14 protein-coding genes and 1 pseudogene are annotated in these 17,940 nt (G+C 54.0%); all 15 read right to left on the bottom strand.

The features are described 5' to 3' along the window. Positions 1–150 precede the first annotated feature (150 nt). The 15 genes and pseudogenes from BITS_RS04465 to BITS_RS04395 all read right to left on the bottom strand — a co-directional run bounded on the left by BITS_RS04465 (position 151) and on the right by BITS_RS04395 (position 17,822). Positions 151–1,794 carry a malolactic enzyme gene (locus BITS_RS04465; protein ID WP_238556549.1) on the bottom strand — a complete coding sequence of 548 codons (1,644 nt, stop codon included), beginning with the start codon at positions 1,792–1,794 and terminating at the stop codon, positions 151–153. A 384-nt stretch (positions 1,795–2,178) separates the two neighbouring features. Then, positions 2,179–2,814 carry a DUF421 domain-containing protein gene (locus tag BITS_RS04460; protein ID WP_034533720.1) on the bottom strand — a complete coding sequence of 212 codons (636 nt, stop codon included), beginning with the start codon at positions 2,812–2,814 and terminating at the stop codon, positions 2,179–2,181. After that, positions 2,814–3,266 carry a DUF3290 family protein gene (locus tag BITS_RS04455; protein WP_026641934.1) on the bottom strand — a complete coding sequence of 151 codons (453 nt, stop codon included), beginning with the start codon at positions 3,264–3,266 and terminating at the stop codon, positions 2,814–2,816. Before BITS_RS04455 ends, BITS_RS04460 begins: the two co-directional genes overlap by 1 nt. Positions 3,267–3,317: 51 nt before the next feature. Continuing rightward, positions 3,318–4,799, bottom strand: a complete 1,482-nt coding sequence (argH, locus tag BITS_RS04450; protein WP_026641935.1) for an argininosuccinate lyase — start codon at positions 4,797–4,799, stop codon at positions 3,318–3,320. A gap of 152 nt (positions 4,800–4,951) precedes the next feature. After that, positions 4,952–6,190: an argininosuccinate synthase gene (locus tag BITS_RS04445; RefSeq protein WP_026641936.1), complete on the bottom strand. Its 1,239-nt coding sequence runs from the start codon at positions 6,188–6,190 to the stop codon at positions 4,952–4,954. A 76-nt stretch (positions 6,191–6,266) separates the two neighbouring features. Next, positions 6,267–6,803: an arginine repressor gene (gene argR, locus BITS_RS04440; RefSeq protein ID WP_026641937.1), complete on the bottom strand. Its 537-nt coding sequence runs from the start codon at positions 6,801–6,803 to the stop codon at positions 6,267–6,269. Continuing rightward, positions 6,803–7,767, bottom strand: a pseudogene (argF, locus tag BITS_RS04435) (ornithine carbamoyltransferase). The gene argR and the pseudogene argF overlap by 1 nt, the downstream one beginning before the upstream one ends. A gap of 93 nt (positions 7,768–7,860) precedes the next feature. After that, on the bottom strand, positions 7,861–9,156 hold the full coding sequence (locus tag BITS_RS04430; RefSeq protein ID WP_026641939.1) for an acetylornithine transaminase: 1,296 nt from the start codon (positions 9,154–9,156) through the stop codon (positions 7,861–7,863). Continuing rightward, complete coding sequence (gene argB, locus BITS_RS04425; protein ID WP_034533724.1) at positions 9,146–10,099, bottom strand: acetylglutamate kinase; 954 nt, start codon at positions 10,097–10,099, stop codon at positions 9,146–9,148. The genes BITS_RS04430 and argB overlap by 11 nt, the downstream gene beginning before the upstream one ends. A gap of 70 nt (positions 10,100–10,169) precedes the next feature. Further along, positions 10,170–11,339 carry a bifunctional glutamate N-acetyltransferase/amino-acid acetyltransferase ArgJ gene (gene argJ / locus BITS_RS04420; protein ID WP_026641941.1) on the bottom strand — a complete coding sequence of 390 codons (1,170 nt, stop codon included), beginning with the start codon at positions 11,337–11,339 and terminating at the stop codon, positions 10,170–10,172. Continuing rightward, a complete protein-coding gene (gene argC, locus BITS_RS04415; protein ID WP_026641942.1) occupies positions 11,336–12,427 on the bottom strand; it encodes an N-acetyl-gamma-glutamyl-phosphate reductase in 1,092 nt (363 codons plus the stop codon). Before argC ends, argJ begins: the two co-directional genes overlap by 4 nt. A gap of 112 nt (positions 12,428–12,539) precedes the next feature. Then, complete coding sequence (locus BITS_RS04410) at positions 12,540–13,151, bottom strand: DUF4190 domain-containing protein (protein ID WP_026641943.1); 612 nt, start codon at positions 13,149–13,151, stop codon at positions 12,540–12,542. Positions 13,152–13,194: 43 nt separating this feature from the next. Beyond that, a complete protein-coding gene (pheT, locus tag BITS_RS04405; protein WP_238556548.1) occupies positions 13,195–15,804 on the bottom strand; it encodes a phenylalanine--tRNA ligase subunit beta in 2,610 nt (869 codons plus the stop codon). A 6-nt stretch (positions 15,805–15,810) separates the two neighbouring features. Next, positions 15,811–16,878 (bottom strand): phenylalanine--tRNA ligase subunit alpha, encoded by a 1,068-nt coding sequence (pheS, locus tag BITS_RS04400; protein WP_026641945.1) that lies wholly within the window; start codon positions 16,876–16,878, stop codon positions 15,811–15,813. 68 nt (positions 16,879–16,946) lie between these two features. Further along, positions 16,947–17,822, bottom strand: a complete 876-nt coding sequence (locus BITS_RS04395; protein WP_026641946.1) for a TrmH family RNA methyltransferase — start codon at positions 17,820–17,822, stop codon at positions 16,947–16,949. Positions 17,823–17,940 lie beyond the last annotated feature (118 nt).

Raw genomic sequence — 17,940 nt, 5'->3', positions numbered from 1 at the left:
AATGTTTGCTGATAGCTGCGAGTTATCTCATCAGGGAACGCAGTGATACGTCAGGCAAGCAGATATTTGTCACACTGGCATGACGATGCCGCGACGCTCCGGGCTCAACTCGGATTATCGCGGCATCTCAATTAGTCACAACACATTGAACTAGTCATCATATCGAGGTGTCCATGTATGGCTGCGCACGGCCTCTTCGACATCCGGAATATCGACTCGGTTGAGTCCTTCCTTGATGGCTTGCTTCGCAACTGCCATAGCGACGGTATGCGAGAATTCGGTCAGCTTGGAAACTGGAGGCAACACGGCGGCGCCCGGCTTCGAAGCATCAACAATGCCACCCAGTGAGTGCGCTGCCTGCGAGATCATGGTATCCGTGAGCAGTCGGGAATGTGCTGCAATGACACCCAAACCGAGTCCCGGATAGATCAAGGCATTGTTGGCCTGGCCGATTTCATAGCTGACACCCTTGTATTCGATTGGTTCCGAAGGAATGCCGGTAGCGACCAATGCCTTGCCATCAGTCCATTCAATAAGGTCCTTGGCCTTGGCCTCCGCCAACTCCGTTGGGTTGGACAGAGGGAAGATCATCGGGCGTTCGCAATGGGCCGCCATGCTACGCACCACATCTTCGGTAAATGCTCCAGACATCGTTGAGGTTCCCACCATAATGGTCGGATGAATCTCGTCGACCACGGCCTGCAAGGTGGTCAGCTTGTCCGCATTGGCGAATTCACTGCGCTTGCGAGCAAAAGGACGTTGCTTTTCGGTCAGGTCACTCATGTCGTCGAAGAGCAGTCCCTGCTTATCGATGAGGTAGAAGTGCGAACGTGCCTCTTCCTCACTCAGACCGTTGTCAACCATTTCCTGATACACACGCTCAGCAATGCCGCATCCTGCGGTGCCGGCGCCGAAGCACAGATACCGCTGATCCAGCAGCTTGCCTCCTGTAATGTTCAGCGCTCCCAAGATACCGGCCAGTGTAATGATTCCGGTTCCTTCGATGTCATCATTGAAGACTGGATATGTGTCAGCGTACTTATCCAGCAGCACTGCGGCATGTGAGCGACCGAAGTCTTCGAAATGCAGGTAGAGATTCGGGAATTGACGTTCAGCTTCCTGAACGAACTTGTCGAGGAAGGAATAATAGGTGTCGTCATCAATACGGGTGTGACGAGTTCCCAGATACATCGGATCGTCCAGCAAGGATTGGCGGTTCGTGCCGGCGTCGATGACAACAGGCAGGACGCGGGCCGGATCAATGCCGGCTGCGGCGGTGTAGACCATAAGCTTGCCGACAGAGATTTCCACGCCATTGGTTCCCCAGTCACCAATGCCAAGAATACCTTCGGCGTCGGTGACCACAATGATATCGATATCGCGTCCGTCCGCGCCCAGCTTCAGTGCGGATTCAATGTCTTGCGGCCTGGTGGCATCAAGGAACACCGCGTTCTGCGGTTCGATGTAAAACTCGCTATACCGCTTGATATCCTGGGCGATAACAGGGTCATACACCACTGGCATGAATTCAGCGACGTGGTCGGCGAATAGAGCGTAGAACAGTGTGCGATTGCGGCTGAACAGATTCATCAGATAATGACGTCGAGCCACATCATCATGCTGCCCCTGATAGTTGAGATACGCCTGCTTGACTTGTTCTTCCAAGGTCTGAACATATGGAGGAAGCAACCCAACCAATCCGTACCGTTCACGTTCATCGAGAGTGAACGCAGTCCCCTTGTTCAAAAATGGATCATTCAACAATTCAAATGAGGTTTTATTCTGTTCCATCATTTACTCCTTGATCCGGTTGTTGCCGCCCCAGCCACCGAACCCGATGACCCATGAGACGACCTCATCCATGTGTCTTCAGATTATGAACCTCATTCATCACAATAACAGAGCAAAACCTGTGATTTCCCTGTATGCAACAAAGAAGATATCTTGACGTTAGGTGTTGAACATGCACCTATGCACATCTCTCTATGCATGGCGTTAAACCTTGCAATAATACCGTTTCTTGATGTGAGAACATCACGACGTCACAGCCTGGATGCGCAGCTTGATATTAGATTTACGGCATCATCCTCGCAACTTCATAACGAGAGGAAGCTCACATTCTTATTGTGCATTTCACCAGCCGTTTCGCGCTGGTCAACAGGCATCAGGCTGATGATGTCAGTAGGTCACCACGGTTAGATTGCCGTGGTCATATTCCGCGAGGAAGATATCCGAGATATTGTCATATCCCATATCCTTCAGCCTTGCAGTCAGCCATTCCTCATCGTGCTCAACCATTTCCAGAACATTGGTCTGGATACTGCCATCCGTGATCACAGGATATTTGGGATTTTCTTCACCGGCCTTCACGATGATGAGCTGACCGTTCTGCTCCAAAACAGCCCTTTTCACCTCGCGGATACTGTAGACACCTTGCGAACGCAGTTTAAAGGCCACTTCCTGTGCGGTTAACCCGGCATGACGACATGCTTCCACATCAAGATCGCCTCGTTGAATCAAAATTACCGGCTCGCCATCCATAATCCGTTTGACGACAGAACTGCTCGATTTCGCCCATTTGAGTAACAACACCAGACCCAGCCAGATAAGCAAAATGATGATGTATTGCACTATGGTGACCGAGGTGCTGTAAATCACACCGCCGACGATACCGCCCAACACATAATTCTGGACCTGATCGGTTGCCGAGGATGGCGCAAGATTGCCTTTGCCGGAGACGTTGATGACGAATACCAATGACAAAAGACCCAATGCAAGCTTTATTGCGATGTCAAGATATGACAAGTTGACCATTATTGCGCCTCCACAAGCTCGATATCAGGGTTCTTCAAGGTGATGGATTCCAGGACGTAGCCGTCATCGCTGTTATCTGATGCGACAATGCGGTAATAATGGTTGTCCACTGCAATAAGCGTGCCATCCAATGAAGAAGCACTGCTGATATACACCTTGTCGGTGTCTACCTCAAGCTTTTTGGCAACCGATTCGACCACTTGAGCAGCGTTCGCGAATCTGCTCTCCTTCGCTGTCTCCTGCTGGAATTCATCGAATTTGATGAATCCCATAATGAGGAGTCCGACTATGAGAATCAAGGACAATTCGCGATATTTCACCTCGCCATGGGTTTTGTACAATCTGAAAAGCGAAGCACACAGCAGAAGCACCATAACCGCAGTCATGGCGATTTGTATGCCATTGTTTATGGCACTTTGATTGGTGAGATAACCATATGAATACAGCTTCATATCTCCCCTTTCCTGCAGTGCAATGCTATCAGCATCGGCGACTCCGGTGAATTACAACGATTCGGGGGCTTTGTATGCCGCACCATCGCTTATGCTGCGCACGAATTCACCCATTTTGGCCATTTTGCCCTTTGCCGTGATGATCTGCTCGCGCACACGAGCGGGCGAGGTTCCGCCTTTGCCGTTTCGGGCGTTCACTGAACCTTCTGTGGACAGCACTTCACGCACGCCTGCCGCGGTTTGCGCATCAAGGAAATCGTGGAAGATGTTGGCGAAATCCGCATCGCTCAAATCCCACAATTCCTGGCCACGCTGTTCCGCCAACTTCACACAGGCTCCGGAGAGTTCATGTGCATGGCGGAATGGCACTGCATTGCGTACCAGCCACTCTGCAATATCGGTGGCAAGCGCGAATCCGGTAGGCGCTTCCTTTTCCATGCGCTCAGTATCGAATGTCATGGTGCGCACCATGCCGCTGAATGCAGGCAGGAGCACTTCGAGAGCATCCACCTGATCGAATACGGCTTCTTTGTCTTCCTGAAGATCGCGGGCGTATGCCGTCGGCAGACCTTTCAAGGTGGCCATCAAGCCGCTGAGATCACCGATAAGACGACCCGCCTTGCCGCGTGCAAGCTCTGCGATATCAGGATTCTTCTTTTGCGGCATGATCGAGGAACCCGTGGAGTATGCGTCATCCAAGGTGACGAAAGCAAATTCCTGAGTATTCCAGATAATGATTTCTTCGCTCAGGCGAGAGATGTCCACGCCGATCATGGCAGCGATGAATGAGAATTCGGCAACCACATCTCGACTCGATGTTCCATCAATGGAGTTGCTCGTAACACGGCTGAATCCGAGTTCCCTTCCCACTGCGTCCGGATCAAGTCCCAAAGTATTGCCGGCAAGGGCACCCGAACCGTACGGGCTGGCATCGGCGCGAACGTCCCAGTCGGCGAGTCTGCTGACATCCCTCATCAAAGGCCAGAAATGAGCCATGAGTTGATGAGCCAGCAATACAGGCTGTGCATGTTGCATATGCGTGCGACCCGGCATGACGGCATGCCCCGCCGCTTCTGCCTGTTCTACAAGGGCCGCTGCAACATCCAAAGTCGCCGCTGCGATAGTGCGCGCATGGCGACGCAACCACATGCGGATCAGCGCTGCAATCTGGTCGTTACGCGAACGCCCTGCCCTGAGCTTTCCACCGAGTTCATCCCCGGCTATTTCCAAGAGCCCGCGTTCCAGAGCTGTGGCTTCGTCTTCATCGCCTTCGATCGGCACGAATGCCCCGCTGTCGACCCGGCGTTGCAACTCATCGAGAGCGGACTCCATGCGATCAAGTTCTTCGGCTGTGAGCAGCCCGGCTCGGCCAAGTGCACGGGCATGGGCACGGGAACCTGCGATATCATCATCCGCAAGTCGCCAATCGAATTGGGTTGATTTACTCAATCGAGCCAATTCAGGTGAAGGGCCCGACGAGAATCGTCCTCCCCACAAGGCAATGGATGTTTCTTCTTGCTGCTGTTCACTCATAACGGGATTCCTCGCTTCGATTCAAGTAATTCGCATCTACCTTGGATAGTGCATGAGCGATGCGACAATTCGGACTTCCAACTCCTTGCGGAATGGATATGACAAGTGCCGGCGGGATGTGATGTGAACCCGCCGGCACTCATGACCGTAACTTATTTGACGGTGTTTTCAGGCACTTCGATTCCATTGCCGAATTTCACATCGCGAGCTGCAGCCACCTTGCTCGGCAGGCCGTAGATCTCGATGAATCCGACGGATGCGTTCTGATCGAAGCTGTCACCGGAATCATATGTGGCCAGATTGTAGTCATATAGCGAAGTGTCAGAGCGGCGACCGGTGACCACTGCTCGACCGCCATGCATGGTCATGCGAATCTCACCGGAAACATAACGCTGCGTTTCCTCAATGAAGGCATTGAGCGAACGCACTGCCGGAGAGAACCACTGGGCATCGTACACCAGCTCACCCCAACGCTTGTCGATATCGCGCTTGATGCGGTGCTGTTCACGTTCGAGGCAGCTGTTTTCCAGCTCTTGGTGCGCTGTGATCAGTGCGACTGCACCAGGAGCCTCATACAGCTCCCTGGACTTGATGCCGACCAGACGGTCCTCAATCAAATCAATGCGGCCAATGCCCTGGGCGCCGGCACGGCGATTCATCTCCTCAATGGCCTGCAGAGGAGTAACGTCACGACCGTCGATCTTCACGGGAATGCCCTGCTTGAACTCAATAACCACTTCATCCTCAACCGGTGGGAATGCAGGATCATCGGTGTATGCGTAGCAATCCTTGGTCGGCGCATTCCACGGATCCTCAAGGAAGCCGGTTTCGATTGCGCGGCCCCAAACATTCTGATCAATGGAATATGGGCTCTTTTCAGTCTGCACGATCGGCAGCTGGTGGTCCTTGGCGAACTGGATTTCCACATCGCGGGTCAGCGAAAGATCACGGATCGGGCTGATAGCCTTCAACGTCGGATCGATCGACTGGATGGAAACCTCAAAACGAACCTGATCATTGCCCTTGCCTGTGCAACCATGAGAGATGGTATCGGCTCCGAACTGGTGGGCGGCACGGACCAGATGCTTGGTGATCAAAGGACGAGAAAGTGCGGAGACCAAAGGATACACGCCTTCGTACATCGCATTGGCCTTCAGCGCCAGCATGCAGTACTCATCGGCAAATTCTTCGCGCGCATCAACGACATACGCCTCAACGGCGCCGCAATCCAAGGCGCGCTGCTTGATGGTTTCCAGGCTTTCCCCACCCTGGCCGACATCAAGAGACACGGCAACGACGTCCTTACCGGTGCGTTCCTTTAGGAACGGAATTGCCACCGAAGTATCCAAACCTCCGGAATATGCCAGAACAATACGATTCTTATCGCTCATCACGACCCTTTCATAACATGGTATGCACTAGAATATACAACACCCTGCATATATATACACTATCGGTGCGTCGCCTTTACGCAGTAGCACTTTGACCGGTCGAAGCTATCTCCAAAAGCCATTGCGTACGCTGGGTTGCAGATTCATCATCAACGCAGACCACCATGACCGTGTCATCACCGGCTATGGTCCCCAAAACATCCTCCATAGGCTGCTTGTCAAGCACGCTGGCAACATATTGAGCGGCGCCTGAAGGCGTGTGCACGACCATCAAATTGCGAGCCGCAGCCACAGAAGTCACCAAACCGGAAAGCACACGGGACATCTGCTGTTCCACCTTGGCTGTTGACAGGCTTGCTGGCTGAATTTGAGGCTGTGGCTGATCAGCAACCACGTATGCGGTGGATCCGTCTTGCAATCTCGTCTTGGTGGCATGCATTTCATCCAGGTCGCGGCTCAGGGTGGCTTGGGTGACCTCAATGCCCTCATCCGCCAATATCTGAGAAAGCTGCGACTGCGAAGTGATGATATGGTTTGCAAGCGCCTGCTCAATCGCGCTGAGACGTGCAGCGCGACTGGCAGGACGTTGGAGGGATGGAACCGATTCGCTCATCAACGCATCAGGCTTTCGTCTTCACGCTGCCAACCAATAAGCCAGGTGAGCAAAGCTTTCTGCGCATGCAGGCGGTTCTCGGCTTCATCCCACACCACTGATTGAGGACCGTCGATAACCGAAGAAGTCACCTCTTTGCCGCGATATGCCGGCAAGCAATGCTGGAACAATGCATCGGGCTTGGCCAATGACATGAGTTCATCATTGACCTGATACGGCCAGAATGGCTTGGAACGTATGGCATATTCCGCCTCTTCGCCCATTGACACCCATGTATCAGTGAACACGCAATCCGCATCGGCAACTGCCTTACGCGCATCAGTGGTCACAACAATCGAACCACCATTTGCCGCAGCGATTCGTTTGGCATCTTCCACGATATTGGCGGCAGGGAGGAAACCATTCGGGCCTGCAATTCGCACATGCATACCAGCGGTAGCACCAGCAAGCAAATACGAATTGGCCATATTATTCGCACCATCGCCAACATAGGCAATGGTCATGCCCTCGAGCGCATCAACTCCCCCACGCATTTGTGCAATCGTGAGGAAATCAGCCAAAACCTGACAAGGATGGAAGCTGTCTGTTAGTGCGTTCACCACAGGAACGGTGGCATATTGCGCCATTTCCTCAATGCGTTCCTGGCCGAATGTGCGCCACACCAGAACCGAAGTCATACGGGTCAGCACCCGTGTGGTATCTGCAACCGGTTCGCCACGGCCAAGCTGGGAGCCGGACTTGTCGATGACCAAAGGATAGCCACCCAATTCAGCCACACCGACCGAGAAGCTCGAGCGCGTGCGGGTGCTTGGCTTATCAAAGAGCACAGCAACCGCCTGTGGCCCTTCAAAGGGACGGTGATAGAACCGATCTTCCTAAAATGCATGCCCAATGACAGGATCTGCTTCTGCTCTTCATGGTTGATATCATCATCGCGCAGCATATGCCGCAGTCGTTCCGTCATCTCTTTTCCTTTCTGATTCATGCCAATCGTCTTCGCCAATGGCATTGTTATCCGTTACTGAATGCCTTCCTGATGAACATCCAATGGGCTCAATCAGTCATCTGGCAATTCGCAAGGTATTTGGTTCAAAATCGAGAGCGCTTCATTGACTTCAGCCTCGGTGACGATCAGAGGAGGAGCCAGACGCAATGCATCAGGCGCCACGGCATTGACGATCAGACCATGTTCCAAAGCCCATTCCATTGCGGCATGAGCACAAGGATGCTGCAGTTGGATGGCATTGAGCAATCCAGCGCCACGAACACCTGTGAACAGCGGATTACCGCCTGACATCACGCCTGCACGCAACTGCTCGCCACGCCTCCGAACATTGTCAAGAACATGGTCTCTCTCGATGGTTTCGAGTGTCGCCATTGCCGCCGATGCACCAAGCGGATTGCCGGCAAATGTGGATCCATGCGAACCCGGCGTAAACAGTTTGGAAAGCTTGTCCCCGAAAGCGATCATGCCTCCCATGGGGAATCCTGAAGCAACACCCTTGGCGAAGGTGATCATGTCAGGAACGACGCCTCCGGAAAGCTCTTCGTTCTGGAATGCAAACCAAGTGCCGGTACGCCCTATTCCGGTTTGCACTTCATCGATTATGAGCAATGCTTTGTGCTCGTCACAGAGCGCACGAGCAGCCTTGACAAAGTCGGCGCCCACTGGACGCACTCCCGCTTCGCCTTGGATGAGTTCCATGATGACTGCGGCAACCGGCCCCTTGGCATATGGGCCAGATCCCGTCATGCAGAATTCGTCGCGCAATGCGTTGACATCGCCCACTTCAACGAAGTCAACCCCTGGCAGCAATGGTTCATATGGCTTACGAATAACCGGCTTCCACGTGGCGCTCAGCGCACCTAATGTCCGGCCATGGAATCCATGTGTAAGCGCGATAATTCGGGCGGGTTTCCCCCCGAACATCGTCGTGGATCCCGGCAGCGTGCGACCATACAATTTGGCCAACTTCAACGCCGCCTCATTGCCTTCTGCACCCGAATTACCGAAATACACATGCGAACCAGCAGGCGCACCGCTGAGCTCGACAAGTTTTGCAGCCAATTCGATCTGCGTCTTCGTGGCGAAGTAATTACTGACATGCGCCATGGAAGCGGCCTGTTCCTGGACCGCCTTGACCCATGCGGGATGCGCGTAGCCCAAAGCGTTGACTGCTATCCCTGCCAAGAAATCCAAGTATACATTGCCATCAACGTCCCACAGTCGGCAACCTTGGCCATGGTCCATAACACGCAGAGGCGTACCAAACACATTCATATGCACTTGTGAATAGCGCTTAAGCAGCGCTTCATCCTGCGCGCCCAAACCGTGCTGGGTATTAGTGGCCATAGGTGCTCCTCATTTCAATGCCTTCGTCCGGTACCACCATGGTTCCGATGCCGTTTGTTGTAAATATCTCATTCAGTATGGAGTGAGGCTTTCTGCCATCGATGATATGGGCTTTGGAAACCCCTCCTTCGACGGCTCGGGCACACGCTTCCATTTTGGGTCTCATGCCGGATTCCAGATCCGGCAGCATGTCGCGCAGAGTATCCACTCCGATCGATCCGACAAGGGAATTGCGATCAGGCCAATGTGCATATAAGCCGTCCACATCGGTGAGTATCACCAGCTTGCGTGCGCCCAGCGCACATGCCAGTGCGGCCGCCGCAGAATCCGCATTCACATTGAGTACTTCGGTCGGATCGTCTTCATTCGGGGCCACTGAGGAAACGACCGGGATGCGACCGGCAGATATGAGATCCTCGACCGCCGAAGCATCGACGCTGACCACGTCACCGACCAATCCGATGTCGGTCGGAGTGCCATTGATCACCGGCTTTCTCTGCATTGCGGTGAGGAGCCTGCCGTCTTCTCCTGACAATCCGACCGCAAAATGCCCATGGGCGTTGATAAGCCCCACCAATTCCCTGGACACTTTTCCTGTCAGCACCATGCGAACGACATCCATGGCCTCCGGAGTGGTCACCCGCAATCCGCCCTTGAACTCGGACTTGATTCCCAAGGCCTTCAACATATGGGAAATCTGCGGCCCACCGCCATGAACCACAATCGGATGCATGCCCACTTGACGCAGAAATACCATGTCCTCTGCAAAACACTGCTTCAAATGCTCGTCCACCATGGCATTGCCGCCGTATTTGACGACAATGCGCTGACCAGCGAACTCTTCTAGCCACGGAAGGGCCTCGATCAATACCTCCGCCTTCTGATCGGCCCGTAAATCGGCATGCACGTCGAAGTGATACCCCGGCCCTTTCAGCTCTGCCACTTGTTATCCTTCCTGTATGCGATAACCATCGAACGACATCTTCGTGTGCCCACCTGAATGAGGACTGGAATTACGATTCGTAATCGGCATTGATATGGACATAATCATGGGTGAGATCATCGGTCCACACCGTTGTCTCGGCTTTGCCTATATGCAAATCAATATCAATATGCACTTCGCGAGCGCTCATATTGACCAGGCTTCTGTCCTGACCGGGCTTTCCACCATCGCACACTTTGACGCCATTGATGACGACATCGACATCTTCCGGACGGTATTGCGCAATATCTTCGGGAACAACGCCCAAAGAGCTGACCACTCGACCCCAGTTCGGATCATTGCCATAGATTGCACATTTGAGCAGATTTGATGCAGCAACGGAACGAGCGCAAGCCAAAGCGGCATCCTCATGTTCAGCGCCTTTCACCACGATGCGGATGTCATGGCTCGAGCCCTCACCGTCACCGATGATCTTCCGAGCAAGCTGCGCGCAGGCTTGTGAGACCAATGCATTGAATTCATCCGGATCCGGCTCGACTCCGGAAGCTCCTGATGCCAGCAGCAGAACCGTATCATTGGTGGACATGCAGCCATCAACGTCAATGCGGTTGAAGGACATGTCCACAGCCGAGTTCAATGCCGCCTGCAAGGCCCCCGCGCTCACCACTGCATCCGTGGTAATCACGCAAATCATAGTGGCCAATTGAGGGGCGATCATGCCCGAGCCCTTGACCATGCCGCCAACGCGATACCCTTTTCCGTCCAGCTGAACGGTTTTCGGCTGAGTGTCCGTTGTCATGATGGCTTCAGACGCATCAATGCCGGACTGCTCATCCGATTGTCTTTGCCGCAAAGCCTCCTTGGCACCAGAGAGCACACGATCAAGAGGCAGCAATTCACCGATGAGACCCGTGGAGCATACTGCGACCTGTTGAGACTGAATTCCAAGCTCTTTGGCAACTTCTTCAGCACTTGCCTTCGATTGCTCAAAGCCTTCTGTTCCTGTACACGCATTGGCGCAACCTGAGTTCAGCACAACAGCCGTGATATGCCCATCAGCGACAACAGACCTCGACCACTGCACTGGGGCTGCGCAGAAACGGTTCGAGGTGAACACCCCGGCACAGGCATCAAGCGGACCTTCATTGACCACTACGGCCATATCCTTTTTGCCCGCCACCGAAGAAACTCCTGCGACCACACCAGCCGCGCTGAATCCTTGTGCATACGTCACACTCACGGTGCCACTCCTATCTTGCTTAATCCTGCGTCTTCCGGAAGCCCCAATGCGATATTCAATGATTGGATCGCCTGACCCGCCGTGCCACGATTCAAATTATCAATGGCCGCAAAAGCGTACAATCTGTTGGCATGCCTATCAACGGCCACCTGGATATGCGCCGCATTGGAGCCCAGAACATCAGCCGTTGCTGGCATCGTTCCTTCTGGCAGCATGACGATAAACGATTCGTCTTGGTAGACACCACGCCAAATATCGCGAATTGCAGCATCATCCATACCCATCGCCTTGTCGCTCAAAGGAGCTGAAACGACAGCAAGTATTCCTCGCGACATAGGAACCAGTATCGGCGTGAAACCAAGGGTGAAACGAGAGGCTTCAGATGCATCAAATCCTGCTGCATGTGCAAAATTCTGCAGCACCTCAGGAATGTGCCTATGCTTGCCGCCCACGGAATACGGGCTCGCCGAACCGAATGCCTGCGCCGCCAGCAATGAGGGCTTGGAGAGGTTCTTGCCCGCACCGGAATAGCCAACGGCGAGATCGACGACCACATCTCCAGTAACCAGGCCGGCTGACAACGCCGGCTGCATGGCCAGTGTCGTTGCGGTCACATTGCATCCAGGACCCGCTATGCGGTGCGCACCACGCAACTGCTCACGTTGACGACGGTATGCCCCTTCAGCATCCCATCCAAGCAGCAGCTCCGGCATGCCATATACCCAATGATCGTAGAAATCGCCGCCATAATATTCATCCCAGTCTTCACTGCATTCCAGACGATGATCGGCGCCCAGATCCACGACTATTGACTGAGGATCCAGATGTTCCGCCAATTTTCCAGAAGCACCGTGCGGCAGAGCGAGGACGATAACATCGTGGCCATTGAGCACTTCAGGCGTAGTGTCTTGAACGACTGCATCCGCAAGCTGCGGAATATGCGGCATATGCTTGCCCAGTCGATCTCCGACCGAGGAATGACCTGCAACTGTGGTCACCTCAAAATCCGGATGTGAGACAAATAGGCGTAATGCTTCGCCTCCTGCATAACCGGTAGCACCTGCCACCGCGACCGAAAAACGTGCCATAAAACTTCTTTCGCCAGTACTCCAAAGAGGAGATACTGGCGAGTATACACAGTTATGCAGACCATTGCATAATTATGCAAATGGTGTGTCGTTCACGGCATTCATAGTCAAGCTATGCCGAGATACCACCCGTGGGATCAGAAGCAGTTGAGCCAAGACGATTCATAAGCCATTGATAGACCTCGTCTGTCGTTATGCCATGGGATATGAGCCATATGCGCACAAGAAAAGAAATGGTACCCAATACGACGGCAGCAAGGGCCAGCCAATAGCCTTTCATATGAAGCATACGAGTACGCCTCATCGAGAAAGCCCTGACGATAATGGGCAAAATGGGAACCGAGAACAAAGCCATAACCAGCGCAAGAACCGCATTGACATCCCAGCGGCCATACAGCGGATTGCGCTGAGGATCGTCAAAATCCTCCCTATGCATGACGCCGAAACCTTGCGGCGCCATCCCGGACTGCCGATCACGCATTCCTGAAGGACGCACTCGCGCATCCTGACTATTCGTCATACGCTGACTCTGCTGCGGCTCGTCCTTATGGCCGTTGTCTTCGCTTTCCGGCTTGCCATACACATACGGATCGTAATCAGCGGGGAACTGTGCGGCCATTTGACCGAATTCCGGCTGTTTGACTTGCCCGTACTGCGGCTGAACCGGAGCGTTACTGCTCTGGCTCTCGTTGCTATTACCAACCTGCTGCGGTTCAGCCGTCATACGGACTCCTTATGTGCTTCGGATATTCAGTGATTCGAGAATATCAGGCGCGTAGCGTGGCTCCCAACGTTTCCGCCCTCTGCACAATGGCAGCACGAATCGCTTCCGTATCCTGCGAATCCAAGGTCTTGTCCTGGGCGCGGAAGGTCACAGCAAAAGCGAGTGAACGGTTGGCCTCTCCCAATTGCTCGCCCTCGAAGACATCGAAGAGTTCGATGTGCTCGAGCATATCTCCTGAAGCCTCGACAATGGCCTGCTTCAATGCTTCGGCACTGAGCGACTTCGGCGCCGTAAATGCGAGATCCTGCCTGACCAGAGGGAAGGTCGAAATGGCCTTTGCCTGCACAGGCTTCGCGTCCAGCGTGGAGAACAAAGCCGAGAGATTGAGCTCAAATGCAGCGCTGTGTTCAGGAAGCCCAAGGGCCTCGTTCACACGTGGATGCAATTCACCGACCATGCCGACTTCAACTCCAGCGGAAAGCACCTTGGCAGCACGGCCAGGATGCCATTGCACTGGCACGTTTTCAGACTGTGGCTGGTCCAACTTGAGCGATGCACCCAGACGCTCGCCAATGCGATTCACAGCCTCGACCGCATCGCTCCAATCCACGGCACGTTGATCGCCAAGCCATCCGGTCTGTTCCGCCAAGCCGGTGAGTATGCCGGCAACATGCATGGGCTGTTCAGGCAGACCGGCATCAAGGGCCTTGAGCTGCTCATCAGTGGGGCGTACTCCACCCGGTAAGGCGGGGATGGCCGGAGCCTGAGGATCCCACAAATACACATGTCCCAATTCATACAGGCTCACGTTTTCCACACCACGACGCAAATTGCGCTGCACTGTCTGTGCCAAGGTGAGCAGAATGGAACGGCGCAGATACGGGCGATCACCAGCCAGTGGATTGGCAACCTCAACGCTTATCGGAGCCACTTCATCCTTGTCGTACCCGAAGGCCTTGAAGTCCTCATCGCCAACGAATGGGTAGCTCAGCGTCTCATCCATGCCGAATTCAGCGAGCTCCTGAGCCACACGACGACGATATGCCTGCTCCGGGGTCAACCCGACATGGCCGTGAACCGGTGCCGGAGGAACCGTCACAGGAATTTCGTCATAACCGACCAAACGCGCGATCTCTTCAACCAGATCACAAGGCTCATTGAGATCAGGACGCCATGTCGGAGCGGTTATCGAGAACTCGCCATTGCCGCCACCTGCTACCGTGCAGCCAATATCGCTCAGGATATTGCTGACTGTGTTGACATCGACATCCAAACCGGCAACGCGGCTTACTTCATTTGCCTTGAAGTGTATCGGCAGTCGGCGCGAAGTCATATTGATATCGGTCGGATGCTCCGAAGGCGTTCCACCTGCGAGCTGTTCCAAAAGATTGACTGCCATCTGGGCTGCTGCAGGCTGCAATTGGGTATCGACTCCACGCTCGAATCGACGCGAAGCTTCGGATGGGATCTTGTGGCGACGGGCGGAACGTGCCACGGTCACCTGATCAAAATGGGCGGATTCAAGCAGGATATTGGTGGTCTCTTCGGTAACCTCACCGTACAAACCTCCCATAACGCCCGCTATGGCGAGGATGCGAGAACCGTGCTCGCCATTAGGAGAATCCGTGATCACCAAATCCTCGGGATCAAGCTTATGATCCTTGCCATCCAAGGTCGTCAGGGTCTCACCCTCATTGGCACGGCGCACGACAATAGGACCTTCGAGCTTATCCAAATCGAAAGCATGCATCGGCTGACCAAGATCCAACATCACGTAGTTGGTGACATCCACAGCCAATGACAGCGAACGCATACCCGCTCGTGTGAGGCGACGACGCATTGCATTGGGCGTGTGTGCCGAAGCATCAACGCCGCGAATCACTCGCGCATAATACCGATCGCATCCAGGTACCCCGTGAATCGGGGCATTGTCTTCGATCGACACCTCAATATCGGTGGGAGTTCCCGGCTCCAGACCAGTAACCACAGGAGTCTGTTCATTCAAGGCAATAACCGGATCCGTGTACGCAGCGCCTGTGGAATGATGATATTCCCCTGGCCACGCCGCGATATGAGAAGGCATATCCACGATCAGGAGTGATGTTAATCTCCAAAAGGGCTGGTCAAGATGCAGCAGATGCATGGCATCGTCGCCGGGCTTCAACGCCTCATATTCCGCTTCGCTGAATCCATATTCACGCAGCAGGATGATGCCATCGTGACTGTCTCCCAAGCCAAGCTCGCGTTCCGAGGCACACATGCCATCGGAGATGTGGCCATAGGTCTTGCGCGGTTCGATCTTGAAATCTCCGGGCAGGACTGCACCTGGCAGAGTGACGACAACCTTTTCACCAGCTGCCATATTAGGAGCGCCGCAAATGATGCCTCGCGGGACCTTATTGCCATCCTCATCGACTGCGTTGTATTGCTCGCCGACATCCACATGGCACCAGTTGATGATTTTGCCGTTCTTCTGCGGTTCAGGAGTCGCATCGACCACATAACCAACCACAATGGAGCCGGTGACCTGGGAGGCATGGATTTCCTCTTCTTCAAGGCCGACCTTGACCAGATCCTTGGCAAGCTGTTCATATGTGAGGTCTTCAGGAACCTCGACATGGTCCTTCAACCAATCAATATCCACCATTGGCATGGGTTATCACTCCCCCATCACAAATTGTTTGCTGAAACGCACATCACCTTCGACCAGGTCGTGCATGTCATTGATATCGTGGCGCAAAAGCAATGTGCGCTCCATACCCACGCCGAATGCGAATCCGGTGTATTCCTCAGGATCCAAGCCTGCGGACTTGAGCACATTGGGGTTCACCATGCCGCAGCCGCCCCATTCAATCCAACCGGGCCCGCCCTTCTTGTCGGGGAACCACAAATCCAGCTCGGCGGATGGCTCGGTGAACGGGAAATAACTCGGGCGCAGGCGGCTCTTGGCTTCCGGGCCGAACATGGCAACGGCAAGCTTGTCGAGCACGCCCTTCAAATCAGCCATCGTAAGGTTCTTGTCCACTGCAAGAGCTTCGCACTGATGGAATACGGGGGTATGCGTGGCATCGAGTTCGTCAGTTCTGAACACACGACCAGGTGACGCAATATAGAGCGGAACGCCATGCGTCAACAGAGCACGAACCTGATCCGAGGATGTCTGCGTACGCAAAACCATATTTGATCCGACAAAACCTGCGGCATCCTTGGCTTGGTTTCCTTTGACATAGAATGTGTCCTGCATTTGGCGGGCGGGGTGATCCGGACCGAAGTTCAAAGCGTCAAAGTCGTACCACTCGCTTTCCACTTCGGGCCCTTCAGAAATCTGCCAACCCATGGAAATAAAGAAGTCTTCGACATTTTCCAGTAATTTCGGAAGAGGATGGCGAGAGCCCAAAGGTTTGCGATGCACCGGCATCGTCATATCCACGGTTTGCGCAGCCAATGCCGCTGCTTCTTCGGCTGCCTTGACCTGCTCTTCCTTGGCTGCAAATGCGCGACCGAATTCGGCGCGCAACTTGCCCATGAGCTTGCCTGCATCCTTCTTTTGATCTGCGGGCAAAGCGCCGATGGCCTTGCTGGCTTGCGTCATTGCCGAATCCGCTCCTGCATAGCGGGTCCTAATAGATTTCAGAGCCTCCATGCTGGAGGCCTTCTCGATGAGTTCGATGCCTTCGCTCACTGCGGCGCTTACCGCCTGGGCATCGAATACCGCACTCTGTGCCACGAGTAGCCTTTCTGTTTTCATTGGTGCAAATCACCTGCGAACCACGTAGTCGCAAGCGTTTTACCGACTCAGATTCTTCCAATATGACTCGACATGGCCATACTAATCAACATGACTGCCGCACTGGTGGCAAGGTTCAAGGATTCAGCCTTGCCATATATGGGTATGGACACGATACGATCCGCCCTGCGCAACACATCCTCTTCCAAACCACGGGCTTCATTCCCGAAAAGCACGGCCTTGGACTGGTTCAGATATCGTTCGTCGGTCAGCACATCAGGCAATAGCCGTGGTTTCCGGTCCGCTGTGCCATAGACATCAGCTGCCATAACGCTTATGCTGTGCTGCTGCGCCCAAGCGAAAAACTCTTCTGTGCCCATATGCAAAACAGGCAGATGGAATAAGGAACCCGCTGTGGAGCGGATAACCTTGGTGTTGAAAACCTCCACGCATTCATCCACAAAAATAACCGCATCACAGCCGGCAGCATCGGCTGCCCTGATTACCGCACCTGCATTTCCGGGATCGCGAACCTGCCAAAAAGCAGCCACATTATGCAGCTCCTGTGTGGGTTCGAAAGCCTCCCGCATAGCTCCGATCCCAGCCACAGCCGCAATGCCCTGAGCATCCTTGCTCAACCGTTGCATAACCTCGGCGGTCACCGGATGCACATAGATCTCCCCCTCATATTCCAGAGCGGATTCCACTATGCGCCTCGATGTCGGTGTCATCGCCTTGAGCGGGTCGCCACCATCCGTGGAAGCCACCTGAACATAGATGTCCTGTATAACCTCAGGACGGTACGCCACTGCCTCGCGCACAGACTGAGGGCCTTCAATAAGGAATTTTCCAGACTTATCACGGCCACGTCGTGAATTAAGGTCGGCCGCTCTTCGTATTCGCTCCGCCTTGGGGTTTTCGATAGCATTTGTCAAACCTGTCATATGTCTCAACTGTACGCCCTGCACATTACAGGCGGTATGCAATCGGCTTATTCTTGTTCGTATTTGCAAGGCTCCTCCTGCCTTCCATATCGCATAGTCAGCAAATGACAACATTCAG

The organism is Bifidobacterium tsurumiense (genome assembly GCF_000741765.1).
Lineage (GTDB): Bacteria > Actinomycetota > Actinomycetes > Actinomycetales > Bifidobacteriaceae > Bifidobacterium > Bifidobacterium tsurumiense.
The sequence above is the reverse complement of the archived record's forward strand: the minus strand, read 5'-3'. Positions and strand labels throughout refer to the sequence as shown.